This window comes from Actinotalea ferrariae CF5-4, assembly GCF_000603945.1.
GTDB lineage: Bacteria > Actinomycetota > Actinomycetes > Actinomycetales > Cellulomonadaceae > Actinotalea > Actinotalea ferrariae.
In genome coordinates this window covers 1-23,984 of record NZ_AXCW01000032.1, presented here as the reverse complement: position 1 = coordinate 23,984, position 23,984 = coordinate 1, and the positions used below count along the sequence as shown (strand labels likewise).

Below are 23,984 nucleotides of genomic sequence, written 5' to 3'. Positions count from 1 at the left end.
CCGGTCATCGTGCCGCTCCCGCGATGACGACGGAGTCCACGCCGTCGGTCTCGGCCAGGCGCACCCGGACCGTCTCGACGAGCGACGTCGGCAGGTTCTTGCCCACGTAGTCGGCGCGGATCGGCAGCTCGCGGTGGCCGCGGTCCACGAGCACCGCGAGCTGGACGGCGCGCGGCCGGCCGAGGTCGTTGAGCGCGTCCAGCGCGGCCCGGACCGTGCGGCCGGAGAAGAGGACGTCGTCGACGAGCACGACGACCTGACCGTCGACGGAGCGGCCGGCGGGCAGCTCGGTCCGCCCGATGGTGCGGGTGGGGTGCCGGTGCAGGTCGTCCCGGTACATCGTCACGTCGAGGGAGCCGGCGAGCTGGTCCGGGTCGACCCCGGGCTCGACGTCGGCGATGCGCTCGGCGAGGCGGCGGGCCAGCGGGAGGCCGCGCGTCGGGATGCCCAGGAGCAGGAGGTCCTGCGCGCCCTTGGTGCGCTCGAGGATCTCGTGGGCGATCCGGGTCAGGGACCGGTGGACCTCCGCGGGGCCCAGCACCTCGGTGCCGACGGCGTCGTCGTCCGGGGCGGTGGGGTCACCCGGCCCCCCAGGGGGAGCCGGACTCGTCCGGCTGGTGGTCGGGTCGGTGGGCTCCGAGGGAGCTCCGGGCACGGCAGGGCCAGAGGACATCTGGCGACCTCCTTCCCCGCCTCACTGGACGGGCCTTAAAGGATGTCTGACGGTCGCGACCCTACTGCACCGGCTCCCCCGCGGGACCGGGGTGCCCGGCCGGTGGACGCCCGCCCGCCTCCCGCGAGGCGCGCCGGAACTGGGCCGGCGTCTGCCCGGTCAGCCGCCCGAACGTCCGCGTCAGGACGGCCTGGTCGTAGAAGCCGGTCGCGGTGGCCACGGCGGCGATCGGTGCGTCCGTCGTCGTCAGCAGCGTCGCGGCCCGGTCGACCCGCGCCCGCAGGACGTACCGACGCGGCGAGAGGGAGAACACCTTGCGCATCCGGCGGTCCAGGGCCGCGGGCGAGCAGCCGGCCGCCGCGGCCATCTCGGCGACCGTCACCGGCTCGCCGAGGCGCTCGTGGACGAGCGCGACCACGCGGGAGAGCGAGCTGAGCGCGACGTCGGCCGGGTCGGACGTCCGCAGGTCCTCCGACACGCTGACCAGGCCGACGACGACGTCGCCCGCGCGCACCGGCTCCTTGGAGGTGAGGTACCAGCCCGGTGAGCCGCCCGGGCGCAGGATCAGCTCGAGCTCGTCCCGCAGCGCCTGGCCCGTGCGCAGGACCTCCTCGTCCTGCGCGGCGTAGTGGGCGGCGAGGTGGTCCACGAACAGGTCCTCCGCCCGGCGGCCGACGACGGCGCGGCGCGAGGTCTCGTTGGTCCGGTCCACGAAGGCCTGGTTCACGGCGACGTACCGCCCGGTCGTGTCCTTGGCGCAGAACATCGTGCCCGTCAGGCCCTCCATGAGGCGGACGAGCTCCGGGGTGAGCGCGGCGAGCAGCCGTTCCGCCTCGGGCCACAGGGCCGGCCTGCCCCCGGCGCCGGCCCCGACCCCGGGCCAGGCACCGCCCGCGACACCGGCAGCACGCTGCGCGACCGGCTCGCCGCCGGGTGCGTCGTCGTCGGGTGGCCTCATCGCGCCGCGAGCCTACCGGCGCCCCGGACCCCCGATTTGACCCGGCGCACCGCGTGCGAGGTCGACTGCGTACAAGACGCCGGGCGGCGGCGGGGCGAGGATGCACGGATGACCGCCACCGTGACCGACCTCACCGACGCCGCCGTCCGTCTCGCGCACGAGTGGCTCGACGCGACCGCCGCCGGGGAGACCCCGGACGAGCGTCGCACGACCGGCCGCCTCGCCTCGCTCGTCGGCGACCCGGCGGGGCTGGAGCTGGCGCTGCGCTTCGTCGACCGGGTCGCCCGCCCGGAGGACGACCGCACCGCCGCGGCCGAGCTCGCGGCGCTCGCGCCCTACACGCGCGCGGCGGGCGGCTTCCTGGGGCCGGTCGACCGCGCGATGCTCGGTCTCGGCACCCTCGTCGCGCCGCTCCTGCCGGGCGTGGTGGTCCCCGCGGCGCGGCTCCGGCTGCGCCAGCTCGTCGGTCACCTCGTGGCGGACGCCGGTCCGGGCCTCGGCGACCACATCGCCCGCGTGGCCGCCGAGGGCTTCCGCCTCAACCTCAACCTGCTCGGCGAGGCCGTGCTCGGCGAGGACGAGGCGACGGCCCGGCTGCGCCGGGTGACGGCGCTCGTCGAGCGCCCCGACGTCGACTACGTCTCGGTCAAGGAGTCGTCGGTCGCGAGCCAGCTGTCGACGTGGGACACGGCGGGCTCGCGCGACCGGGTCGTCGAGCGGCTGCGTCCGCTCTACCTGACGGCCCGACGGCACGGCACGTTCCTCAACCTGGACATGGAGGAGTACCGCGACCTCCAGCTGACCGTCGCCGTCTTCGAGCAGCTCCTGGCGGACCCCGAGCTGGCCGACCAGGAGATGGGGATCGTCCTCCAGGCCTACCTGCCGGACGCGCACGACGCCCTGGAGGAGCTCACGGACCTCGCGCGCCGCCGGGTGGCGGCCGGGGGTGCCCGGATCAAGGTGCGGCTGGTCAAGGGCGCCAACCTCGCGATGGAGCAGGTCGAGGCGGAGCTGCACGGCTGGGCCCAGGCGCCCTACACCGGCAAGCCCGACGTCGACGCCTCCTACGTGCGCCTGCTGGACACCGCGCTCGACGCGTCCCGCACCGAGGCGGTCCGCATCGGCGTGGCCAGCCACAACGTCTTCCACCTCGCGCTCGCGCACCTGCTCGCCGGGGAGCGGGGCGTCAGCGAGGCCGTCGACGTCGAGATGCTCCAGGGCATGGCACCGGCGCAGGCCCGTGCCGTGCGGGACACGGTGAGCGCCGCCGGGGGCCAGGTCCTCCTCTACACGCCGGTCGTCGCCCGGGAGGACTTCGACGTCGCGATCTCCTACCTCGTCCGTCGCCTGGAGGAGAACGCCGCCGAGCAGAACTTCCTGCACGCGATGTTCGCCGCCGCGCCGGGCTCGCCGCACGGCATCGGCGCGCAGGAGCAGGCCTTCCTCGCCTCGGTGCGCGACGCCGCCACGGTGAGCACGCGGCGCCGTCGGACGCCGCGCCCGCCGGTCGACCTCGACGCGCCGGCGCCGGAGGGCTTCGAGAACGCCCCGGACACCGACCCCGCCGTGCTCGAGTCGCGGGCGTGGGCCCAGGAGGTGCTGACCCGCCGGGTCGAGGTGCCCGAGCCGGTCCGGATCCGCTCGACCGACGACGTCGACGCGGTCGTCGCCCGGGCGGTCGCGGTCCGTGAGCACTGGGCTGGCGTCACCCCGGCGCAGCGGGCGGCTCTCCTGCACCGCGCCGCCGTCCACCTCGAGGCGGCACGCAGCGACCTCGTCGCCACCGCCGTCCAGGAGGCGGGCAAGACCGTCCCCGAGGTCGACCCCGAGGTCAGCGAGGCGGTGGACTTCGCGCGCTACTACGCCGAGCGCGCCGTGGAGCTCGGTGACGGCGCGACCCCGCACGCGGTGTTCCGGCCCGACGGCGTGACCGTCGTGACGCCGCCGTGGAACTTCCCCGTCGCGATCCCCATCGGCTCGGTCCTGGCGGCGCTCGCAGCCGGGTCCCCCGTCGTGATCAAGCCCGCTCCCCCGACGCCGCGGTGCGCCGGGGTCGCCGTCGCGGCCGTGCACCGCGCCATGGACGAGCTGGGCGTGCCCCGGGACGTGCTGCAGGTCGTCGACTCGCCCGAGGGCGAGATCGGGCGGCACCTCGTCAGCCACCCGGACGTCGCACGCGTGCTGCTCACCGGGTCCATCGAGACGGCCAGGCTGTTCGGCGGCTGGCGGCCCGACCTGGACGTCATCGCCGAGACCTCGGGCAAGAACGCGCTGATCGTCACGCCCTCGGCGGACGTGGACCTCGCCGTCGCGGACGCCGTGCGGTCCGCCTTCGGCCACGCGGGCCAGAAGTGCTCCGCAGCGTCGCTGCTCGTCCTCGTCGGCGCCGCCGGACGGTCGCAGCGCCTGCACCGCCAGCTCGCCGACGCGGTCCGGTCCCTGCGGGTCGGCCCGCCGACCGACCTGTCGACGGTCGTCGGGCCGCTGACCGAGCCGGCGTCGGGCAAGCTCCTCGACGCCCTCACCGCGCTCGACGAGGGCGAGCGGTGGCTGGTGCAGCCCGAGCGGCTCGACGACGAGGGTCGCCTGTGGCGCCCCGGGGTCAAGCACGGCGTGCGGCCCGGCTCGCCGTTCCACCTCACCGAGTACTTCGGGCCCGTGCTGGGCGTCATGCGGGTCGAGACGCTCGACGAGGCGATCGACCTGCAGAACGCTGTGCCCTTCGGGCTCACCGGCGGCATCCACTCCCTCGACGAGCGCGAGATCGCCCACTGGCTCGAGCGGGTCGAGGTCGGCAACGCCTACGTCAACCGGCACATCACCGGGGCGATCGTGCAGCGGCAGCCGTTCGGCGGCTGGAAGGCCTCGTCGATCGGTCCCGGCGCGAAGGCGGGCGGACCGAACTACGTCGCCCAGCTCGGGCGCTGGCAGGACGCCCCCGACGTCCCGGCGGACGACGACGCCTGGCTCGCCGCCGCCCGGGCCGACGACGAGCGGGTGTGGACGCAGGAGCTGGGCGTCGAGCACGACGCCAGCGGGCTGCACGCCGAGGCGAACGTCCTGCGCTACCGGCCGGTCGACCACCTGACGGTGCGCGTCGGCGACGGTGCGCTCGGTCGCCACGTCACGCGCGTCCTGGCCGCTGCGGAGCGGGCCGGCGTCCCGGTCACGGTGAGCACGCGCGCCGCGGAGGACGACGCCGCGTTCGCGGCCCGGGTCCGGGCGGGCGAGGTCTCCGGCCGGGTGCGGGTCGTGGGCGAGGCGCCGGGGCTGCGGGAGGCGGCCGCGGAGCGCGTGGGCGAGGTCACGGTCCTGGACGCCCCGGTGGTCCTCAGCGGACGCCGGGAGCTCCTGACCGTGGTCCGGGAGCAGGCGGTGAGCCGCACGATGCACCGCTTCGGGCACGTGAGCCAGACCGTCGCGGATCGCCGGCCCACCGCCGTCTGACGGCGCCGCGACACGCCGGGGCACGTCGGCGGCCCGGGTCCCGGTCCCGGTCCGTTTTGACCGGATACTACGGATGTGACCGTTCTCACGGCCGTCCGGCTGGTCGACGGCGTCGTGCTGTCCGGGGACGAGGTCGCTGTCGCGCTGGTGGCCGTCGCCACCCTGGTCCTCGTGCCCGTGCTCCTCGTGCTCGCACTGCTCCACGACCGGCGCCGACTGCACCGCACACCGGAGCCCGACGTCGTCCCGCACTCCACACCGACCTGGGACGACCTCACCGGACTGCCCGGGCGGGTCGAGACGCAGGCGCACGTCGGGGCGGCGCACGCCCGGGCCCGGCAGGCGCTCGGCCGCATGGCGGTGGTCGTGGTCGACGTCCAGCGGCTGCACGAGGTGAACGGGCGCCACGGGCGCACCGGCGGTGACCTGCTGCTCCGGTCGGCCGCCGACCGCCTCGTCGCCGTCGCGGGGTCACGGGCCTTCGTGGCCCGGACCGGCGGGGACCAGTTCACCGTGGTGCTCGAGGAACCGGTCACGGACGCCGACCTGCTCGGCCTGGCACGGGACCTGGGGACCGCCGTGACCGGCCCGCACGGCGAGGAGCTGCGGTTCTGGGTGGGTGCGTCGGTGTGGTCGCCGGGCGAGCCCGCCGACGGCGAGCAGCTCCTCGCCGACGCTGAGCTCGCCCTGGCGCAGGCGCGCTGCGCGCGGCGTCCGGGTGAGGCGCCGTCGTCCGCGTTCTACGAGGCGCCGCTGCGCGACCGCGTCGAACGGCGTGAGCGGCTCCGGCGCGACCTGCTGAGCGCGGTCGACGACGGGGACATCGTCGCCGTCTTCCAGCCGGTGAGCGACACGACGACGCTCGACGTGGTGGGCCTCGAGGCCCTGGCGCGCTGGCACCGGTCCGGGCTGCTGCTCGAGCCGGCGCAGTGGTGGGACCTCGCGGACGAGGACCTGGTGGCACGGATCGGCCTGCTCGTCCTCCGGGCAGCGCGGGCCGTCACCGAGCGGTCCGGCCTCCCCGTCGCCGTCAACGTGGCGTCGACCCACCTCGAGCAGCCGGACTTCGTCGCGGCCGTCGAGGAGGCCTGGGGCGAGGGGTTGTGGGACCGGCTGACCCTGGAGATCACGGAGTCCGACGCCCTGGCGGACGTCGTGGCGGCCGAGCGGGCCCTGAGCCGGCTGGTCGCCCGCGGCGTGCGCGTCGCGATCGACGACTTCGGGACCGGGTACAACTCCCTCGCGCGGCTCGGGTCGCTGCCCCTGCACGTGCTCAAGGTGGACCGCTCGTTCGTGCAGCGCGTCGTCACGACGGAGGGCGCCGCGGTGGTCCAGGCCATCGTGTCCCTGGCGCGCGCCCACCGGCTCGACGTGGTCGCCGAGGGGGTCGAGGAGCCGGAGCAGCTCGCCGCGCTCTCGGCGATGGGCGTGCCGACGGTGCAGGGCTTCCTGCTCGGTCGCCCGTCCCGGACGGTGCCCCGTCGCGCCCATGCCGCGCCGCCCCTGGGCGGCCGGGCGCGCACCGCGCCGGGCCACCCGGCGCGCGACCCGGTGCTCAGTCCAGCAGCGTCGGCTTGAGCTGGACGACGCGGCCGAGGAGGCCGTTCACGAACGTCGGCGAGTCGTCGGTCGACAGGGACCGGGCCAGCTCGACGGCCTCGTCGACCGCGACCGCGTCCGGGACGTCGTCCCCCCACAGCACCTCGAAGACGCCGATGCGCAGGACCGCGCGGTCCACGGCCGGCATCCGGGCGATCGTCCAGCCCTGGGAGTAGGTCGTCAGGATCTCGTCGATCTGCTCGCCGTGGGCCACCACGCCCTCGACCAGGTCGACCGAGTACTGCGGCAGCGCCGCCTCCGTGCCGGGCTGGGCGATGCGGTCGCGCAGGACGTCGATCGGCGCGGTCCCCCGCTGGTCGGCCTCGAAGAGGACGTCGACGGCGCGCTTGCGCGCCTTGGTGCGTGCGCCCACGCGGTCAGTCGTTCACGCGGCCGAGGTAGGACCCGTCACGGGTGTCCACCTTGACCTTCGTGCCGGCCTCGAGGAACAGCGGGACCTGGATCTCCGCGCCGGTCTCGAGCGTGGCGGGCTTGGTGCCACCGGTGGAGCGGTCGCCCTGCAGGCCCGGCTCCGTGTACGTGATCTCCAGGACCACCGACGGCGGCAGCTCGACGTACAGCGGCGTGCCGTCGTGCGTGGCGACGATCGCGGTCTGGTTCTCCAGCATGTAGCTGGCGGCGTCGCCGACGACGGCCTCGCCCACGTGGAGCTGGTCGTACGTGCCGCTGTCCATGAAGACGAAGTCGTTGCCGTCCTTGTACAGGTACTGCATGTCGCGCTTGTCGACGTTCGCGGTCTCGACCTTGGTGCCGGCGTTGAACGTCTTGTCGACGACCTTCCCGGACAGGACGTTCTTCAGCTTGGTGCGGACGAAGGCCCCGCCCTTGCCGGGCTTCACGTGCTGGAACTCGACGACCGCCCAGAGCTGGCCGTCGAGGTTCAGCACGGTGCCGTTCTTGAGGTCGTTGGTCGTGGCCACAGCAGTCCTTCGGTCGGCGTCCGGGGAGCCACGCGGGGCCGCGGGAGCGGCGTGGGACCGTGCGGACGGTCCGAGCGCGTGGAGCGGCGACCAGTCTAGCGGGCCGGGCCGCCGGTCAGACGACCAGGGCGCGCGCGGCGGCGCCGAGCGCGGTGGCCCAGGCGAGCGAGGCGAGGGTCCCGATGACGAACCGCTCCGACAGGCCCGGGTGCTCGCGCAGCTCCGGGTACCGGCCGAGGCCCTTGACGGCGATGACGAACGCGATGCCCTCCGGGTAGCCGAGCGCGAGCGTGCCGGTGACGGCCAGGCGCTCGAGGATCCCGATCCACGTGCCGCCGCGCAGGACGGCCCGGTCGGGGTCGGCAGCGGCGGGGGGACGTGCCGCGTCCCGGGCGGTCGTCGGTTCCGTGTCCGGCTCAGCGTCCGGCTCACCGTCAGGTTCAGCGTCCGACGGCGCGTCCGGCGCAGGGTCCGACCCGGCGTCGCGGGAGCGGGCGGCCCAGCGCAGCACCGCGGCGGTCAGCGGCCAGCCGCCGAGCGCGCTGACGACGAGCGCGACCAGCCCGACGAGGACGGCGACGATGGTCTCGGTCATGCTCCGGCCCCCTGGTGGTGCGGTCCCTGGGCTCGGCGCAGGAGCCGGGCGGCCGCCGGGCGGGCGGCCTGCTCCTCGGCCCACAGCGCGGTGCGTAGGCGCTGGCTGACGGCCTGCTGGGTGATCCCCAGGTCCTCGGCGACGCGCTCCTGCGTGGCGGTCGCCCCGGCGGCGGTCAGGGCGTCGACCGCCTCCCAGCCACTGGTAGTCCTTCGCTCCCGGAGCACGCCGAGCAGGGTCAGCACCGCCTCGGCGTCGTCGGCCTCGTGCGGGACGGTGCCGTCGACGGCGAGCGGGACGGGCCGCCCCCGCGTCTTCGCCTTCTCCACGGCCGAGCGGGCGAGGACGAACGCCGGCCCGGAGCCGGCCCGGGCGTGCTCGGGCAGCGGCTGGTCGACGGGTCCGGCACCGATGCCGACGGACCACCCGCCCCACCGCAGGAGCAGCAGGGCGACGTCGACGGCGGCGTCGGCGTCCTCGAGGACGCACTGGACCTCGTCGCCGACGGTCCGCTCGAAGCCGCGCACGACGCCGGCTCGCCCCTCCTGCCAGGCCGCCAGCCGCGCGAGCAGGTCGTCGACGCGGTCTCCGACCCGTCGGCTGCCCTGCTGGTCAGCGGTGATCACGAACATGACACAAGGCTATGCCGTGGTGACGATCAGCACAAGGACATGAGGTTGTGATCAGCCCCGGAGTCGCACGGCAATCGCCTCGAGGCCCAGGCGGTAGGAGTCGAAGCCGAAGCCGGCGATCGTCCCGGTCGCGACGGGTCCCACGACGCTGACGTGTCGGAACTCCTCGCGGGCGGCGGGGTTGGACAGGTGCACCTCCACCAGGAGCAGGCCAGCCGTCGTGATCTGGGCCGCGGCGTCGCGCAGCGCGTAGGAGTAGTGCGTGAAGGCCGCGGGGTTGAGGACGACGTGCGCCCGGGCGTCCACCGCCTCGTGGATCCAGCCGATGATCTCGGCCTCGTCGTCGGTCTGGCGGACCTCGACCTCGAGGTCGAGCGCGGCGCCCCACCCGCTCGCGGCCCGCTCCAGGTCCGCGAGGGTGGCGGAGCCGTAGACCTCCGGCTCCCGGACGCCGAGGCGCCCGAGGTTCGGACCGTTCAGGACCAGGACGCGCGTCATGGCCGCAAGGCTAGGGCAGGCGGTCTCACAGGGACACGGGGGTCCGCGTCGTCGGCAGGTCGCGGCTGACCTCGGCGTACGCGGCGGCGAGCAAGGCCGGGTCGGGGCCCTCGAGCCGCGTGGGGCGGCCGACGTCCTCGAGGATGACGAAGCGCAGCAGGTCCCCGCGGGTCTTCTTGTCCCGCCGCATCGCGGTGAGCAGCTGCTCCCAGCGGTCCCCGCGGTACGTCACGGGCAGGCCGAGCGCGGTGAGGAGCGCGCGGTGCCGGTCGACGACGTCGTCGTCGAGGCGTCCGGCGAGGCGCGCGAGCTCCGCGACGAACACCATGCCGACGGAGACGGCGGCGCCGTGGCGCCACTGGTAGCGCTCCGTGAGCTCGATGGCGTGACCGAAGGTGTGGCCGTAGTTGAGGATCTCCCGCAGGCCCGCCTCCTTGAGGTCCTCCCCCACGACCCGTGCCTTGACCGCGATCGAGCGCTCGACGAGCTCCCGCAGCGTCCGCTGCGCCGCGTCGTCGAGGCGCTCGGCGGTGAGCGCGGCCGGGTCGGCCTCGATGAGCTCGAGGATGCGCGGGTCGGCGATGAACCCCGTCTTGACCACCTCGGCCAGGCCCGCTGTGCGGTCGTGCCGCGGCAGGGTGTCCAGGGAGGCGAGGTCGCACAGCACGCCGGCGGGCGGGTGGAAGGCACCGACGAGGTTCTTGCCCTCGGCCGTGTTGATCCCGGTCTTGCCGCCGACGGCGGCGTCGACCATGGCCAGGAGCGTCGTCGGGACCTGCACGACGCGGATCCCCCGCAGCCAGGTGGCCGCGACGAACCCGGCGAGGTCGGTGGTCGCGCCCCCGCCCAGGCCGATGATCGCGTCCGAGCGCGTGAACTCGGCCTGGCCGAGCACCTGCCAGCAGAACGCCGCGACCTGCGCCGTCTTCGCCTCCTCGGCCTCGGGCACCTCGGCGAGGTACGCCTCGTACCCCTGGGCGAGCAGGTCCTCCCGGACCGCCTCGGCGGAGGTCGCCAGGGCGCCGGGGTGGATCACGAGCACCCGCTTCACGCCCGTGCCGAGCAGGCGCGGGAGCTCACCCAGCAGGTGGTGCCCGACGACGACGTCGTACGGTCGCTCCCCCGCCACCGTGATGGTCGTCGGGGCACCGGTCGGCGAGGACGAGCTCGAGGCGGTCATGCGTCCTCCTGCACGGGGTTCTCGACGGCGGGCGTGGTGGTCGTGCCTGGCTCTGCGGAGGGTCCCAGTGCACCGGCGATCCGCTCGGCGACGTCCCGCGGGGGCACCCCGTCCGTCGACACGTGCAGGGTGGCGAGCCGCTCGTAGACGGGTCGGCGCGCGTTCATCAGCGACTGCCACTGGGCGCGCGGGTTGCCGAGCAGGAGCGGCCGGGAGGTGTTGAAGCCGACCCGCGGTGCGGCGTGGGTGAGGCTCACGTCCAGGAACGCGACGGTGCCCCCGGCCGCGCCGTAGGCCGCGAGGAGCTGCTGCGTGCCCGCGTCGAGGACCGCGCCGCCACCGAGCGCCAGCACGCCGTCGTGCTCGGCGAGGGCCTGCGCCACGGCCTCGCGCTCGAGCTCGCGGAACCGCGGCTCCCCGTCCTCGACGAAGATGTCCGAGATCGTCTTGCCGGCCGTGGCCTCGACGTCGGTGTCCGTGTCGCGCGCCACCACGGAGAGGCGGTCCGCGAGGAGCCGGGCGACGGTGCTCTTGCCGGACCCGGGCGGTCCGACGAGGACGACCGCGGGGCGGGTGCCGGGCGCGTGCGCGTCGCTGGTCGTGCCGGGCGCGCGCGCGCCGCTGGTCGTGCCCGGCGCGTCCGGGTCGCTCATCGCTGGAGCTCGGGGATCGCGTCGAGGTAGGCCTGGAGGTTCCGGGAGACCTCGGCGACGCTGTCGCCGCCGACCTTCTCCAGGAGGGCGTCGGCGAGGACGAGCGCGACCATCGCCTCCGCGACGACCGCCGCCGGCGGCACGGCGCACACGTCGGAGCGCTGGTGCTGTGCCGCGACCGGCTCGCCGCTGCTCGTGTCGATCGTGGCCAGCGCGCGCGGCACGGTGGAGATCGGCTTCATGGCCGCGCGGACCCGCAGGACCTCGCCGTTGGACATGCCGCCCTCGACGCCGCCGGCCCGGTTGCTCCGGCGGCGCACCCGTCCGGTCTGCGGGTCCCGCTCGATCTCGTCGTGGGCCGCGGAGCCGCGGCGCGTGGCGGTGCGGAAGCCGTCGCCGACCTCCGTGCCCTTGATGGCCTGGATGCCCATGAGGGCGGCGGAGAGGCGCGCGTCGAGGCGCCGGTCCCAGTGCGTGTAGCTGCCCAGGCCGCTCGGCACGCCGTAGGCGAGGACCTCGACGACGCCACCGAGGGTGTCGCCGTCCTTGTGGCACTGGTCGATCTCCTCGACCATCGCGGCCGACGTCGGGCCGTGGAAGCAGCGGACGGGGTCGGCGTCCAGGGCCGCGACGTCGTCGGGCGTGGGCAGGTCGGCGTCCTCGGGGACGCCGACCGGGCCGATCGCCACGACGTGGGAGACCAGGCGGATCCCGGCGGCCTGCTCCAGGAGGTGCGCGGCGACCGTGCCCAGCGCCACCCGGGTCGCCGTCTCGCGCGCGGAGGCGCGCTCCAGCACCGGGCGCGCGTCCTCGAAGCCGTACTTGCGCATGCCCACCAGGTCGGCGTGGCCGGGCCGCGGGCGGGTGAGCGGCCGGTTGCGTGCGACCTCGCGCACGTCGCCGGTGCCTGCGTCGACCTGGAGCCGCTCCGGGGGGACCGGGTCCGCCGACATGACGTCGACCCACTTGGGCCACTCGGTGTTGGCGATCTCGATCGCCACCGGTCCGCCCTGCGTGACGCCGTGGCGCAGCCCGCCGAGGATCCGCACCGCGTCCTGCTCGAACTTCATCCGGGCGCCGCGTCCGTGGCCGAGCCGGCGGCGCGCGAGGCGCTCCTGCACGTCCGCCGTCGTGACGTGGACACCGGCCGGGAGCCCCTCGAGGATCCCGACGAGGGCCTCACCGTGGGACTCACCTGCGGTCAGCCAGCGCAACATGGGCGTGATCCTCCCACGGGGCACGGACACGGCTGCGTCGTCGTCCGGGCGTCGGGATGCCGCGTCCCCCTCTCCCCCGAACGGCCTACTGGGTAGTAACGTCCGCAGAGCCTGCAGTGACGCAGGTCACCTTCGAGAGAGGACACCCACCCATGCGCTTCACCCGCGCAGCAGTGGCATTCGTCGCAGCCCTCGGCCTGGCCGCAGCCACGGCCGCGCCGGCGGCCGCGATCCGGTACGGCGAGCCGGACGACGGCGAGCACCCGTACGTCGGAATCATGATCGCCTACCAGGACGGGAAGCCGGCGTGGCGGTGCAGCGGGACGCTCGTCTCGCCCACGGTCTACCTCACCGCCGGGCACTGCACCTTCGGTGCGGACAGCGTGCGCGTGTGGTTCGTCGAGAACGCCCGGGCCGCCGGGACGGGCTACCCCACAACCGGCGGGACGACGGGCACGCCCTATGACCACCCCGACTACGACGACGCGGCCTTCTACCTCAACGACCTCGGCGTCGTTGTGCTCGACGAGGCGGTCGTCATGCCCGAGTACGCGTCCGTGGCGCCGCTCGGCTACTTCGACCCGCTGTTCGTGCGGCGTGGGCCGGTCAAGCAGCAGTTCACCGCCGTCGGCTACGGCCTGCAGCGCTCGATGCCCGAGCAGACCGGCCTGACCGAGGCGCGGCCCGTCCGCATGCAGGCGACCGTGAGCATCATCAACCAGGACGCGATGTTCGGGGAGAAGAAGGCCGGCAACTCGGTCATCTTCACGAACAACGCGGCGACGGGTGGCACGTGCAGCGGGGACTCCGGCGGCCCGGTCTTCATCGCGGGGACCAGCGTCATCGCGGCGGTGACGTCCTTCGGGGTGAACGCGCGGTGCGCCGGAACCGGTGGGGGCTACCGGGTCGACCAGGCGGACGACCTGGCATGGCTGGCCGAGTTCGGGATCGCGCCGCTCCCGGCGGGCTGACACCGACGCCCTCGGGCGGCAGGAGACAGGGCGGGCCCCGACCGGATCGGTCGGGGCCCGCCCTGCTGTGGTGCGTGCTGCTGTGCTGCGCTCTGCCCGAGGGAGTGCCACCGGGCCGGACGCTCAGTCCTCGACCGCGGCCTCCGTGCCCACCACCGGGATGAGCGGGTTCTTGCCGGGCACCGGTGCGGGCAGCGGGAGCGGCTCGGCGGGCTCGACGGGTGCGGGGGCGGCGGGGTCCTGCAGGACGTAGAGGTAGCCGTTCACCGTGAGCTCCAGGTCGCCGACCACCGTCGCGGGCCGGCCTGCGCTCGCGTCCGCAGCGGGCTGCGCCGTGCCGACGAAGTCGATCACGAGCATCAGGCGGGGGGTGGCTGCCTGTGCGTCGGCGAGAAAGGCCACGACGTCCTCGTACGTGCCGAGCGCCGTGATGGCGACCGGGATCGCGACGAACCCCGCTGGTGCGGTCGGTGCCTCCGGCTCAGCGGGTGCCGGCGACGCCGGCGCGTCCGGGGACGTGTCAGGCTCTGAGGGCTCGGCCGGCTCCGGGGGCTCTACCGTCGCAGACGCCGTTCCCGGGACTGCGGCGACCGGCACGACCGCCTGGCCGCTCTGGGTCGCGAGACCCAGGAGCGTGACCTGGCGCGCGGTGGCGATGTCCTGGAGCTGGCGGAAGTACCCGGAGAGGTCCGCCTCGGTCGGGATCTGGACCTGGAGCGCGGCGAGCTCGGCCTTGTAGGTGTCGAGCTCCGCGAACTGGGTCTTGAGGCGTGCGATCTTCGTGCGTTGGAGGTCGTTCGCCTGCTCGACGGACTCCGCCTGGGTCCGGGCCTGGGACGTCTCGTCGAGCACGGGCGCGATCGCGAGGAAGTAGCTCCCGGCCCCCAGGGCCGTCGCAAAAGCGATGGTGCCGAGCACCCATCCAGTGGCGCGGGGCGCCTTGGTACGGTCCGCCATGTCACTCCCCCTCCGTGGACGCGAAGCGCTGCGCGCGGGCCGCGTCCGAGACCTGCACCGTCCCGGTGATCAGGTAGTACGTGGTGCCGTCGATGCCCTCGACCGCCGCCGACACCAGCCAGGCGTCCGCCAGACCCGGGACCGAGTTCAGGGCGTCGATCAGGGCGGCGGCGTCCGGCACGGTGCTCGTCTGGCCCGTGAAGGTCAGCTGCGCCAGTGAGGGCGCCTCGAGCGGGCTCGCGGGTGGCGCCGCGGGAGCCATCGGTGTGGCACTCGACAGACCGATGGACTCGATGCTGACGTCGGCGGGAAGCACGGCGGTGATGGCGTCGAGGTACGGCTTCCAGCTCACCTCCGTCGACATCCCGAGCTCGCGGGCGGCTGTCGTGCTGTCGAGAGCCCCGAGCACGAGGGGCACCTCCGCGTACTGCTGCTCCTCGTCCTGAAGCCGCGCGGTCTCGGCCTGCGCCTGGGCGAGCGACTCCTGCGCCACGGACCGCTCCATGACGCTCCATACGAAGACGCCGGCGATCACGAGCACGAGGAGGCCGATCGAGATGAGGAGCCACCGCTTGACGACCTTGAGGCCGCGGGCGGCCCGGACCTCGGGCGGCAGCAGGTTGACCTGGGGCAGACCGCCGCCGACGGCGTCGCTGCGGCCCTTCCGCCGGGCGTCCTTGCCGCGCGACTGCGGGGGTGCGCTGAGTGTGGAGGTCATGCGGCAACTCCGTAGGCCAGGCCGATCGGCATCGCGACGAGGGACTCCGCACCGCTCAACGCCGCGCGGTTGACCTGCTTGTGCACCTTCACGGTCGAGAGCGGGTCCCCGAGGGTGACCGGCAGCCGGCTCGCGCTGGCCAGGTACTGGCCGAGCCCGGGCAGGTGCGAGCCGCCGCCGGTCAGCACGACGGTCTCGATGCCGGCGCCGGGGTGGTTGCCCTGGTAGTACACGAACGTGTTCCGGATGGCCTCCACGAGGGACCGCGTCGGTGTGGCGACCGCCTCCGCGGCCGCCTGACGGTCGGCCGGCACGGAGAGCCCGATCCCGACCTCCCGCTTGACCGACTCCGCCTCAGGTGCGGAGATGCCGAGCGCGCTGGCGACGGCCTCCGTGGCGTCGTGGCCGCCCGACGGCAGCGTCCGGACGAAGCGAGGCAGCCCCTGGGCGGCGACGACGACGTTGGTCACGCGTGCACCGATGTCGACGAGCGCGACGACCCGCTCCGCGAGCTCACCCCGCACCATCGCCCGCAGCAGAGCGAAGGCGTTGAGGTCGACCATGCTCGGCCGGAGGCCGGCGCCCTCGACCGCCAGGACGTTGGAGGTGACCGTGTCCCGCTGCGCCGCGACGAGCATCCCCTGGATGGCGCGCCCGTTGGGGCCCGTCGACTCCCCGATGGGGAAGTAGTCCAGCAGCGCCTCGTCCACCGACATGGGCAGCAGCTCCTGCACCTGGAACGGCAGGGACGCCTTCACCTGCGCGAGCGGCATCCAGGGCATCTCGAGCTCGCGGACGAGGACCCGCTGGTTCCCCACGCCGATGACGACGTCCCGGGTGCTGAACCGACCCTCTGCCCAGAGCTGCCGGAGCGCCGCGGACACGGTCGTCGAGTCGTGCACCTCGCCCCCCCGGACCGCCCCCAGGGGCAGCGGTACCTGGTGGTACCTGTGGAGGGTGGGGGTCTGCCGATGTGATCGGGCACCGCCACCGAACTCCAGCTCCGCCGCTCGGACGAAGGTGGTGCCGATGTCGAGCCCGACGACGCGGGTGGTGGCCACAGTCGGTCCTCTCTCGAACGTCTCACCGGCCTATCGGCATCCGGCGTCGCCTAGATGAGTGAATTGGCGGGTCATCTTCGCGGGCTGATCGGCCGGGACACGGGGACTGTGACTTCAGGTCAGCAGGCCGAGGTAGGCGCGCCAGAGCGGCTCGCCCACCGCGACGCCGACGGCGCCGCCGGCGACCATCCAGGGGCCGAACGGGATGCCCGTCCCCCGGCCGGCGCGTCGTAGCGCGAGGAGGCCGAGGGAATAGAGACCACCCAGCAGGAAGGCCGCGAAGCCGCCGACCACCAGCGAGCCCCAGCCGAGCCAGGCGAGTCCGACGCCGAGGAGCCCGGCGAGCTTGACGTCGCCGAAGCCCATCCCCCCGGGGTAGGCCACCGCCATCACGAAGTAGGCGGCGAAGAGGATCGCTCCCCCCGCGCCCGCCCGCGCGAGGTCGCCCCACTCCGCGGCCCCGGAGGGCGCAAGGGTGGCCACCACGAGGAGCCACACCACCACCGGGTAGGAGGGCAGCACGATCGCGTCCGGCAACCGGTGCACGTCGAGGTCGATGAGCACGAGCGCCACGCAGGCGCCGGTGAGCCACAGGTAGGCCGGGAGCTCCCACGTCGCGCCGAGACGCCAGGCCACGAGTGCGAACGCCGCGGCCGTGGCCGCCTCCACGAGGGGGTACCGCGCGGAGATCGGCGCCGAGCAGTCCCGGCATCGTCCACGCAGGAGCAACCACGACACGACGGGCACGTTGTCCCGGCGACGGATGGGGCGACTGCAGGCCGGGCACGCGCTCGGTGGCCGGACGACCGACTCGCCGCGGGGCACCCGCCAGACGACGACGTTGAGGAACGACCCGACGAGCAGGCCCAGGACGGCTGTGGTGATGACGTGCACGGACCGAAGTGTGGCGGATGTCGCCCGTCGAACCGGTCAGCCTCGTCCGTAGTCCAGCCAGAGCGCGGTCGTGATGATGCTGGAGAAGGGCGCCTCGGAGTTCGGGTCGAAGAAGACGGCCGGGTTCTTGACCTGCGAGGCCGTGATGAGGCCCCGTGACGGTGGCGTGGGGCACTGGTCCGCCGTGACGACGGAGCCCACGGCCCCCTGGCTCGACGTCTGCATCTCGATCTGGTCGCCGGCGATGAACATCCCGCTGATGATGTCGGGCGTGAGCCGCCCCGCCGAGAAGTTGGCCGTCGTCACGATGTCCGTGTCGGCGAGCATGAAGATGTTGCCGTAGGAGGGCGCCACGAGGTTGTAGTGGTCCCACGTGATGTTGCCGTACGTCTTCGCGGTGCAGCTGGTGCGGTCGGCAGCGGACGCGATGAGGGTCATCCTCGGGAACGTCGCGACGCCCGTGGACATGTTGATGTTCGCCTCGTGCGCGTAGTACGTCCCGTCCAGCGCGTTCCTCGTGGCGATCCACGTGCGGCTCGTGCTGTCCCACAGCCAGCCGCGGACCGCCGTGGAGGCGGTCGCCGTCCCGATCAACGTGGCGCTGGCGGAGCACGGCGTCGCCGGGTCGGCGTACTGCCGGACGTCCCCGTTGGGGCACAGGTCGTACCAGGACGCCCGGGCACCGAGCGGCGCGACCGCCCGGGTGCGGAACGCGTTGACGTCGGGGATGGCGATCGTGGCCTTGTTCTCGACGCTGGTCCCGGTGTTGCCGAAGAAACGGGTCGACGTGACGGACGACGTGCCCGTGGACGTGACCGGTCCGTACACCGTCGGGTTGCCGCTGCCGGTGATCGACCCGTTGGAGTGCACCGCGGCCTGCGCCCGCGCCGCCGCGTCGACCCCGTCCACCAGGGTGCTGGACGAGATGTCGAGGTCGCCGCCCGCGAGGATGGCGTGGCTCGGCCGGAACGGCATGAAGATGTACTCGCTCTTGACGACCCGCGTGCGCTCGGCCTCCGCGAACGAGGGCATCGCGGCGAGGGCGTAGACCTTGCCGTACTTGGGGGTGGCCGAGACAGGCTTCACCACGACGTACTGGCCGAGCTCGTCGGTGATCATGCAGTCCGTGCCGACGAGTGACTCGAGCACCGGGACGATCCAGGCCTGCTCCTCCTCTTCCGAGGCGAAGACCCCGTCGGGGTTCGACGCGGGGAAGGTGATCGGGGTGTCCTCGCACCACGGGTCCGGGTCGACCGCACTGGCCGGACCCGGGATGGGGTAGTCCAGCCCCATCTCGTCGTAGGCGATCTGCACCGAGGCCATGGCGCGGTCGATGCCCGTCTCCGCCAGGGCGAGGGAGGTCTCGAACCCGGTGCGGTTGCGGCTCTGCGCGATGCCGTTCACGGCGAGCGCCGTCGCGGCCATCGCGATGGTGAACACGAAGACGGAGACGCCGATGACGAGGATCAGGCCGAGGCCCGCCTCGCGGTCCCCGCGGAGCACGGTGCGGATGCGGTCACGCATGGTCATCCCTTGTTCCTGAGGCGCGCAGAGAACGCGGCCTCCCGGCGCTCGGTCCCCCGGTCGAGGATCGCGTCGTACTGCATGGTGAAGTTGACGATGTCGGCGTCGGCGGGCTGGATCTCGTTACCGGCCTCGTCGAAGTACTTGAAGAGGACGTCCACGATCAGGGAGGACGCCTGCACCTGGCGCGGGGACAGAGGGTCCGTGGGGTCGCCCTCGATCCGCCAGACGTCGTAGTGCTCGCCGTCGGCGTTGAGCTGGAGCTCCCACGTGACGCGCTCGTCCGCCTCCTGCGTGTAGCTCGAGTCGGCGTCGATCCACAGCGTGAGGCTCTTGAAGCAGAGGTCGGGATCGGCTGCGGTGGGCGTGCAGCTCACCGACCGGGCCTGACGGATGTCGCGGGCGACGCGGTCCAGAACCGTCTTGGCGTCGTTGAGGCCCGTGCTCTCGTCCTGGGTCTGGGTGAGCACGCGCACGGACTGCGAGACGGCCGTGACCACCAGCGTGGAGACGACGCCCAGCAGCAGCATCGTCACGAGCAGCTCGATGAGGGTGAGCCCGCTGTCGCGGCCGCTGTTCGGCCGCCCTACCCGACTCACTTCACCCTCGCGGTGAGCGTGGCGGCGAACTGCGCCGGCACGTCGTAGGCGAGGCGCACCTCGTCGGTCGTCGTGTGCGTGGCCACGAGGCGGACCCCCATCCATCCGTTGCGCTGCACGGTCCTGGTCCCGATGTCCGGCAGGGTGATCCAGACCTCCTGCCAGCCGGGGGTCGCCGCCACGACACAGGAGAGGGTGCCGAGATCGGCGGGTGCCGACGTCCATGGGGTGCGGCTGAGGCTCGCACCGGAGGAGGTCGCCCCGTAGAGCACCGCCTTGAGCGCGACCGGCCCGGTACCGGTGTGCCGCTGCACCCACACGCGGAGCACCGGCTGACCTTGGACGTCGGCCTTCCGGTTGTACTGGAGCGCCCAGTCCGCGTAGCGGGTGGGGTCGGCCAGCGCCAGGATCTGCGCGTCAGTCGCCGTCCCGGCCGGCACGGGCCGGAGGATCCGGCCCAGGGCTGCGCTGTCGAGGTCGGTCGAGTACGGCGACAGGACGGTCTCGTCGCCCGCCGCCGTGCCCATGTACATCTGGGACTGAAGGGCGCTGGCACCGACGCCGTTGTGCTGCAGCGTGTAGGCGAGCGCGCTGTACGCACCGCTGCCGACCGGCATGGTGGGCGTGGTCGCTGCGACGCACTGGGGAAGCGGGGTGTACGGACCCGGACCGGGCGGCGGCGGCGGCGTGATGACGCCGCTCTGCAGCGTCGCCACGGCCTGGACGCTCTTGCTGCCACCCGTCGCAAGGGGCTGGCCACGCGACGTCGCGGTCGCCACGATGGTCTGCGTGCCTAGCGTCGACGTCGCGGTCGTCTGCCGGACGAGGAACAACGTGACTGTGGACGCGGGGTCGAGCCGTCCGGTGTCGGTGACGACGGTGGTGTCGAGGGCGGGGTCGAAGGAGCCGTCGCCGTCGTCGTCGAGGTAGAACGCCCAGTTCGAGCCGCCGTTGTGCGCCAGGTCGAACGTGTCCGGCGCGCCCTGGTTGGTCACCGTGATCTCGAACGCGAAGGTGCCCCCGGGGTTGCGGGTCAGCGCCGGCTCGGCGAGGTCGACGCGGAACACGGGCAGTGGCAGGCCTCGCTGCACGAAGGCGACGAGCGTCGATGTGGACCTCGTGCGTTCGACCCCCCGGTTGAGCCAGGAGATCTCGACCGTCACGCGACGGAGGTTCTCGACCGGCTCTCCCAGCGCCTGGGTGACGAAGGTCCGCACCGTGTACTCGGTGTTGTTCGTCTCCAGGCCGAGGAGGGTCTTGCTGTCGTCGATGGCACCGCCGGACTCGACCACGAGCGGCTCGGGGACGCTCTCGACCCGCAGGCAGGTGCCGGCTCCGCACGACTCGAGGGGCGCGACGGCAGCGGGAGCAGCCGGATGCGCCAGCGCGCCGAAGTCGAGCGCGCGCGCATCTTCGAGCTCACGGGTCATGAAGTCGGTCGCCTGCTGGTTCTGGCGGCTGTAGAGCGAGGCCTGGACTGCGGCGATGAGGGACGTGGCGAGCGCGCCGAAGACAACGCCGGCGATGAGGAGGGCGACGACAGCCTCGATGAGGCCGAACCCTGCGTCCTCGCGTCGAACACGGTGCAGCAGCCGACTCATCGACGCCCCTTTCGTCCCGGTCAAGATGGTCCCGCACAGCCTGGTGGGGAGGGAAGGATGAAGTCCTTCCCTCCCCACCGGTCAATCAACGAGCAGCTGGTGGCTCCGCGGAATCACGGGCAGGCGTTGACCGTGGTCGGCTGCATGCCACCGAGCGCGCTGTCGTACACCCAGATCTCGCCCGACGCGGACGTCGCGCTCAGGCAGAAGGAGTCTGCGTTGGTGGCGCCACGCGTGACCGCAGTGATCGCGGGAGTAGCGCCGGTGTAGTTCGCCGCGGCGGAGTAGCGGAAGCCTTCCGCGCCGAGGTTGGCGGCGGCGACGACGCCGGCGAAGTAGGCCCCGGTCTCCGTCAGCACCGTCTCCTGGGCGGTCGCCGCGTTCTTCAGGTCGGACTGGACGGCGGCGTCCCAGCCCTTCTGGCGCTGGTTGAGGAAGACCGGGATGGCGATCGCGGCCAGGATGCCGATGATGATGATGACGACGAGGAGCTCGATGAGCGTGAAGCCCTTGTCCTTGTCGTTGAGAGCCTTGCTGACGCGAGCGATCATGGATCTGCCCTTCGATTGCGGTGTGAGTGCCGAGGTCCCCCCGGCCTGAGGTACTACATGTGGTTCATCGACCGACGACGCCTGGCACTGAGCGCTCCTGACGATCTACCTGCGGTTTTCACCCGGACGGCGCAGCCTCTCGCGCCGTCGGGCGTGCCGTCACTGGATGAGGTCGAAGACCTTGAAGATCGGCATGTACATCGCGATGATCATGCCGCCGACGATGACGCCGACGATGGCGATCATGAGCGGCTCGATCAACGAGGTCAGCGCCTCGGTGGTGGCCTCGACCTCCTGGTCGTAGAACTCCGAGATCTTGTGCAGCATCGTGTCGAGCGCGCCGGTGTCCTCGCCGACCGCCATCATCTGCACCACCATCGGCGGGAACACCGCGTGCTGCGCCAGAGGCCCGGCAAGGGACTGTCCCGTGCGCACGGACTCGCGGACGTCCCGGGCGGCCCGCTCGATGACGATGTTGCCGCTGGTCTCCCCCACGATGTCGAGCGACTGGAGGATGGGCACGCCCGCGTGGATCATCGTGCCGAAGTTCCGGGTGAACCGGGACATCGCGACCTTCTGGAAGAGCGGCCCGAAGACGGGCACTTTCAGCTTGAGCGGGTCGATCTTCTCCTTGACGGCGACGTCGTTCTTGTGGCGGCCCCACCAGAAGAAGAACGCGACGAGGGCGACGAGCGTCACCGGGGCGACGTACCGCATGGCCTCGGACAGGTAGACGAGGATCTGCGTGGGCAACGGCAGCGTGCCACCGAGCCCCTCGAACATGCCCTTGAACACCGGCACGATGAACAGCAGCATCGCCGTCGTCGCGAGGATCGCCATGACGAACACCATGACCGGGTAGGTCATCGCACTCTTGATCTTGCCGCGGAGCTTGACCTCCGCCTCGAAGTTCGACGCGACCGAGAGCAGGACCTCGTCGAGGAAGCCGCCGACCTCGCCCGCCTTGACCATGTTCACCATGAGCGGCGGGAACGTGTTCGGGTGCTTCCCCAACGACAGCGACAAGGAGGAGCCGGTCTCCACATCGGTGCGGACCTGAGCGACGATCTTCGCTAGCGCCTTGTTCTCCGTCTGCTCCGCGAGGATCGACAGGGACCGCAGCAGCGAGAGACCCGAGTTGATCATCGTGGCCATCTGCCGGGACATCACCGCGATGTCCTTGAGGCTGATCCGGTCGCTGAGGCCGGGGATGTTGATCTCCATTGAGAGCCCCGAGTTCGAGACCTCCTCGATGGAGACCGGTGCCATGCCCATGGTGCGCAGGCGCCCGGCCACGGCCGCCTGGTTGGGCGCCTCGACGCGACCCTTGACCAGCTTGCCGCTGCGGTCCCGGACCGCGTACTCGAACGTCTTCGTCGCGGTGGCCATCAGCCCATCCCTCCGAACTGCTGGTTCCCGTTGGCCAGGCTGACGGCGCCGAGCGGGTCTCCCCCGCTCATCGCGCCGAGCGAGGTGCCGCCGCCGCCGTCGCCGGCCCGGCCGGTCAGGCGGTTGAAGTCCGCCACGTGGTGGCACTTCTCGAGCCCCTGCTCGTACGTGATCTTGCCGTTCTTGACCAGCTCCGCGAGGTGCTGGTCCATCGTGTGCATGCCCATCTGGGCACCGGCCTGCATGGACGAGTAGATCTGGTGGGTCTTGCCCTCGCGGATGAGGTTCCGGATGGCCGGCGTGGCCAGGAGCACCTCGGTGGCCACGGCGCGGCCCGGACCGTCGGCGCGCTTGCAGAGCGTCTGGCAGACGATCCCCTGGAGCGAGGAGGCGAGCTGGGTGCGGACCTGCGCCTGCTGGAAGGACGGGAAGACGTCGATGATGCGGTCGATCGTCTGGGCCGCGTCCTGCGTGTGCAGGGTGGCGAAGACCAGGTGGCCGGTCTCCGCGGCGGTGAGAGCGACCGAGATCGTCTCCAGGTCGCGCATCTCCCCGACGAGGATGATGTCCGGGTCCTGCCGCAGCACGTGCTTCAGCGCGCTGGCGAACGAGTGGGTGTCCGCCCCCACCTCGCGCTGGTTGATGAGGGACTTCTTGTGCCGGTGCAGGAACTCGATCGGGTCCTCGACGGTCATGATGTGGTCCGGCCGCGTCCGGTTGGCCAGGTCGATGATCGACGCGAGGGTCGTCGACTTGCCCGACCCCGTCGGGCCGGTCACGAGCACCAGACCGCGCGGCATGTTGGCGAAGTTGGCCACGATGGGCGGGACGCCGAGCGCCTCGAGCGGCTTGATCTCGTAGGGGATGACGCGGAAGGCGGCCCCGAGGGAGTCGCGCTGCTGGTAGAGGTTCACGCGGAAGCGGGCGACGCCGCGCACCGCGTAGGCGAAGTCGAGCTCGAGGTTGGCCTCGAACGTCTCCCGCTGACGCTGGTTGATGATCCCGTAGAGCGTGCGCTGAATCGCGTCCGGCAGCATGCTCGGGAAGCCCTCCAGCGGGCGGAGCGCGCCGTCCAGGCGGACGTTCGGGGGCGCTCCGGCCGTCACGTGGAGGTCGGAGGCGCCGAGCTCGATCATCTTCTTGAGCGCCGTGTCCAGGTCGAGGTCGCCCTCCTGGGCCAGGACCACACCGAGCCGCGCGCTGCGCTCCTGGGCCGGCCGGGGGGCCGGCTCGGGCCGCTGCGGCTGACGGGACTCCGCCGCCGGGATGCCCGCAGCGCGCTGGGCCTGGCTCGGCGAGGACGGCGGCGGCATCGGGCGCTCGACG

At 72.9% G+C, this 23,984-nt stretch carries 23 protein-coding genes; 3 read left to right on the top strand and 20 right to left on the bottom strand.

Annotated elements, in window-relative coordinates:
• Positions 1-4 precede the first annotated feature (4 nt).
• Both pyrR and N866_RS04760 read right to left on the bottom strand, forming a co-directional pair.
• Positions 5-673: a bifunctional pyr operon transcriptional regulator/uracil phosphoribosyltransferase PyrR gene (gene pyrR / locus N866_RS04765; RefSeq protein ID WP_173406128.1), complete on the bottom strand. Its 669-nt coding sequence runs from the start codon at positions 671-673 to the stop codon at positions 5-7.
• Positions 674-734: 61 nt separating this feature from the next.
• A complete protein-coding gene (locus tag N866_RS04760; RefSeq protein ID WP_081802332.1) occupies positions 735-1,631 on the bottom strand; it encodes a helix-turn-helix domain-containing protein in 897 nt (298 codons plus the stop codon).
• A gap of 108 nt (positions 1,632-1,739) precedes the next feature.
• On the opposite strand from N866_RS04760, the gene N866_RS04755 reads away from it, so the two are divergent.
• Both N866_RS04755 and N866_RS04750 read left to right on the top strand, forming a co-directional pair.
• Complete coding sequence (locus tag N866_RS04755; protein WP_034223357.1) at positions 1,740-5,078, top strand: proline dehydrogenase family protein; 3,339 nt, start codon at positions 1,740-1,742, stop codon at positions 5,076-5,078.
• 75 nt (positions 5,079-5,153) lie between these two features.
• Positions 5,154-6,656: a GGDEF domain-containing phosphodiesterase gene (locus N866_RS04750; RefSeq protein WP_052022404.1), complete on the top strand. Its 1,503-nt coding sequence runs from the start codon at positions 5,154-5,156 to the stop codon at positions 6,654-6,656.
• On the opposite strand, the gene nusB is transcribed toward N866_RS04750, so the two are convergent.
• From nusB to aroC, 8 genes are all read right to left on the bottom strand, one after another.
• Positions 6,634-7,050, bottom strand: a complete 417-nt coding sequence (gene nusB / locus N866_RS04745) for a transcription antitermination factor NusB (RefSeq protein WP_034223355.1) — start codon at positions 7,048-7,050, stop codon at positions 6,634-6,636. The genes N866_RS04750 and nusB overlap by 23 nt on opposite strands.
• 4 nt (positions 7,051-7,054) lie before the next feature.
• A complete protein-coding gene (gene efp / locus N866_RS04740) occupies positions 7,055-7,618 on the bottom strand; it encodes an elongation factor P (protein ID WP_034223354.1) in 564 nt (187 codons plus the stop codon).
• A 115-nt stretch (positions 7,619-7,733) separates the two neighbouring features.
• Positions 7,734-8,213 (bottom strand): hypothetical protein, encoded by a 480-nt coding sequence (locus N866_RS04735; RefSeq protein ID WP_034223352.1) that lies wholly within the window; start codon positions 8,211-8,213, stop codon positions 7,734-7,736.
• Positions 8,210-8,845, bottom strand: a complete 636-nt coding sequence (locus tag N866_RS04730; protein ID WP_034223351.1) for a hypothetical protein — start codon at positions 8,843-8,845, stop codon at positions 8,210-8,212. Before N866_RS04730 ends, N866_RS04735 begins: the two co-directional genes overlap by 4 nt.
• Before the next feature lie 51 nt (positions 8,846-8,896).
• Positions 8,897-9,343 (bottom strand): type II 3-dehydroquinate dehydratase, encoded by a 447-nt coding sequence (gene aroQ, locus N866_RS04725; protein WP_034223349.1) that lies wholly within the window; start codon positions 9,341-9,343, stop codon positions 8,897-8,899.
• A 25-nt stretch (positions 9,344-9,368) separates the two neighbouring features.
• Complete coding sequence (aroB, locus tag N866_RS04720) at positions 9,369-10,523, bottom strand: 3-dehydroquinate synthase (protein WP_052022403.1); 1,155 nt, start codon at positions 10,521-10,523, stop codon at positions 9,369-9,371.
• Entirely contained in the window at positions 10,520-11,176 is a 657-nt protein-coding gene (locus N866_RS04715) for a shikimate kinase (protein ID WP_081802331.1), read from the bottom strand. The genes aroB and N866_RS04715 overlap by 4 nt, the downstream gene beginning before the upstream one ends.
• A complete protein-coding gene (gene aroC, locus N866_RS04710) occupies positions 11,173-12,393 on the bottom strand; it encodes a chorismate synthase (RefSeq protein ID WP_034223346.1) in 1,221 nt (406 codons plus the stop codon). Before aroC ends, N866_RS04715 begins: the two co-directional genes overlap by 4 nt.
• Before the next feature lie 152 nt (positions 12,394-12,545).
• Between aroC and N866_RS04705 the strand changes: the two genes are divergently transcribed.
• Positions 12,546-13,364: a trypsin-like serine protease gene (locus N866_RS04705; protein ID WP_034223345.1), complete on the top strand. Its 819-nt coding sequence runs from the start codon at positions 12,546-12,548 to the stop codon at positions 13,362-13,364.
• Positions 13,365-13,487: 123 nt separating this feature from the next.
• On the opposite strand, the gene N866_RS04700 is transcribed toward N866_RS04705, so the two are convergent.
• From N866_RS04700 to N866_RS04655, 10 genes are all read right to left on the bottom strand, one after another.
• Positions 13,488-14,321, bottom strand: a complete 834-nt coding sequence (locus tag N866_RS04700; RefSeq protein WP_155855206.1) for a hypothetical protein — start codon at positions 14,319-14,321, stop codon at positions 13,488-13,490.
• Between the two features lies 1 nt (position 14,322).
• On the bottom strand, positions 14,323-15,039 hold the full coding sequence (locus tag N866_RS04695) for a hypothetical protein (RefSeq protein WP_034223340.1): 717 nt from the start codon (positions 15,037-15,039) through the stop codon (positions 14,323-14,325).
• On the bottom strand, positions 15,036-16,100 hold the full coding sequence (gene pilM, locus N866_RS04690; RefSeq protein ID WP_034223338.1) for a type IV pilus assembly protein PilM: 1,065 nt from the start codon (positions 16,098-16,100) through the stop codon (positions 15,036-15,038). Before pilM ends, N866_RS04695 begins: the two co-directional genes overlap by 4 nt.
• Before the next feature lie 114 nt (positions 16,101-16,214).
• Positions 16,215-16,994 (bottom strand): prepilin peptidase, encoded by a 780-nt coding sequence (locus N866_RS04685; protein WP_034223336.1) that lies wholly within the window; start codon positions 16,992-16,994, stop codon positions 16,215-16,217.
• 36 nt (positions 16,995-17,030) lie between these two features.
• On the bottom strand, positions 17,031-18,524 hold the full coding sequence (locus N866_RS04680) for a hypothetical protein (protein ID WP_034223333.1): 1,494 nt from the start codon (positions 18,522-18,524) through the stop codon (positions 17,031-17,033).
• Entirely contained in the window at positions 18,521-19,117 is a 597-nt protein-coding gene (locus N866_RS04675; protein ID WP_034223331.1) for a PilW family protein, read from the bottom strand. The genes N866_RS04680 and N866_RS04675 overlap by 4 nt, the downstream gene beginning before the upstream one ends.
• Positions 19,114-20,718 carry a type IV pilus modification PilV family protein gene (locus N866_RS21285; RefSeq protein WP_034223328.1) on the bottom strand — a complete coding sequence of 535 codons (1,605 nt, stop codon included), beginning with the start codon at positions 20,716-20,718 and terminating at the stop codon, positions 19,114-19,116. Before N866_RS21285 ends, N866_RS04675 begins: the two co-directional genes overlap by 4 nt.
• Before the next feature lie 113 nt (positions 20,719-20,831).
• Entirely contained in the window at positions 20,832-21,269 is a 438-nt protein-coding gene (locus tag N866_RS22685; protein WP_034223325.1) for a prepilin-type N-terminal cleavage/methylation domain-containing protein, read from the bottom strand.
• Positions 21,270-21,428: 159 nt separating this feature from the next.
• Entirely contained in the window at positions 21,429-22,658 is a 1,230-nt protein-coding gene (locus N866_RS04660; protein ID WP_034223322.1) for a type II secretion system F family protein, read from the bottom strand.
• A partial coding sequence (locus N866_RS04655; protein ID WP_052022402.1) for a type IV pilus twitching motility protein PilT occupies positions 22,658-23,984 on the bottom strand: 1,327 nt, incomplete at its 5' end. The genes N866_RS04655 and N866_RS04660, both read right to left, overlap by 1 nt.

Coding starts and splice junctions, on each gene's coding strand:
- pyrR (WP_173406128.1), bottom strand. CDS start 673: ATGTCCTCTGGCCCTGCCGTGCCCGGAGCTCCCTCGGAGCCCACCGAC.
- N866_RS04760 (WP_081802332.1), bottom strand. CDS start 1,631: ATGAGGCCACCCGACGACGACGCACCCGGCGGCGAGCCGGTCGCGCAG.
- N866_RS04755 (WP_034223357.1), top strand. CDS start 1,740: ATGACCGCCACCGTGACCGACCTCACCGACGCCGCCGTCCGTCTCGCG.
- N866_RS04735 (WP_034223352.1), bottom strand. CDS start 8,213: ATGACCGAGACCATCGTCGCCGTCCTCGTCGGGCTGGTCGCGCTCGTC.
- N866_RS04730 (WP_034223351.1), bottom strand. CDS start 8,845: ATGTTCGTGATCACCGCTGACCAGCAGGGCAGCCGACGGGTCGGAGAC.
- aroQ (WP_034223349.1), bottom strand. CDS start 9,343: ATGACGCGCGTCCTGGTCCTGAACGGTCCGAACCTCGGGCGCCTCGGC.
- aroB (WP_052022403.1), bottom strand. CDS start 10,523: ATGACCGCCTCGAGCTCGTCCTCGCCGACCGGTGCCCCGACGACCATC.
- N866_RS04715 (WP_081802331.1), bottom strand. CDS start 11,176: ATGAGCGACCCGGACGCGCCGGGCACGACCAGCGGCGCGCGCGCGCCC.
- aroC (WP_034223346.1), bottom strand. CDS start 12,393: ATGTTGCGCTGGCTGACCGCAGGTGAGTCCCACGGTGAGGCCCTCGTC.
- N866_RS04705 (WP_034223345.1), top strand. CDS start 12,546: ATGCGCTTCACCCGCGCAGCAGTGGCATTCGTCGCAGCCCTCGGCCTG.
- N866_RS04700 (WP_155855206.1), bottom strand. CDS start 14,321: ATGGCGGACCGTACCAAGGCGCCCCGCGCCACTGGATGGGTGCTCGGC.
- N866_RS04695 (WP_034223340.1), bottom strand. CDS start 15,039: ATGACCTCCACACTCAGCGCACCCCCGCAGTCGCGCGGCAAGGACGCC.
- N866_RS04680 (WP_034223333.1), bottom strand. CDS start 18,524: ATGACCATGCGTGACCGCATCCGCACCGTGCTCCGCGGGGACCGCGAG.
- N866_RS21285 (WP_034223328.1), bottom strand. CDS start 20,718: ATGAGTCGGCTGCTGCACCGTGTTCGACGCGAGGACGCAGGGTTCGGC.
- N866_RS22685 (WP_034223325.1), bottom strand. CDS start 21,269: ATGATCGCTCGCGTCAGCAAGGCTCTCAACGACAAGGACAAGGGCTTC.
- N866_RS04660 (WP_034223322.1), bottom strand. CDS start 22,658: ATGGCCACCGCGACGAAGACGTTCGAGTACGCGGTCCGGGACCGCAGC.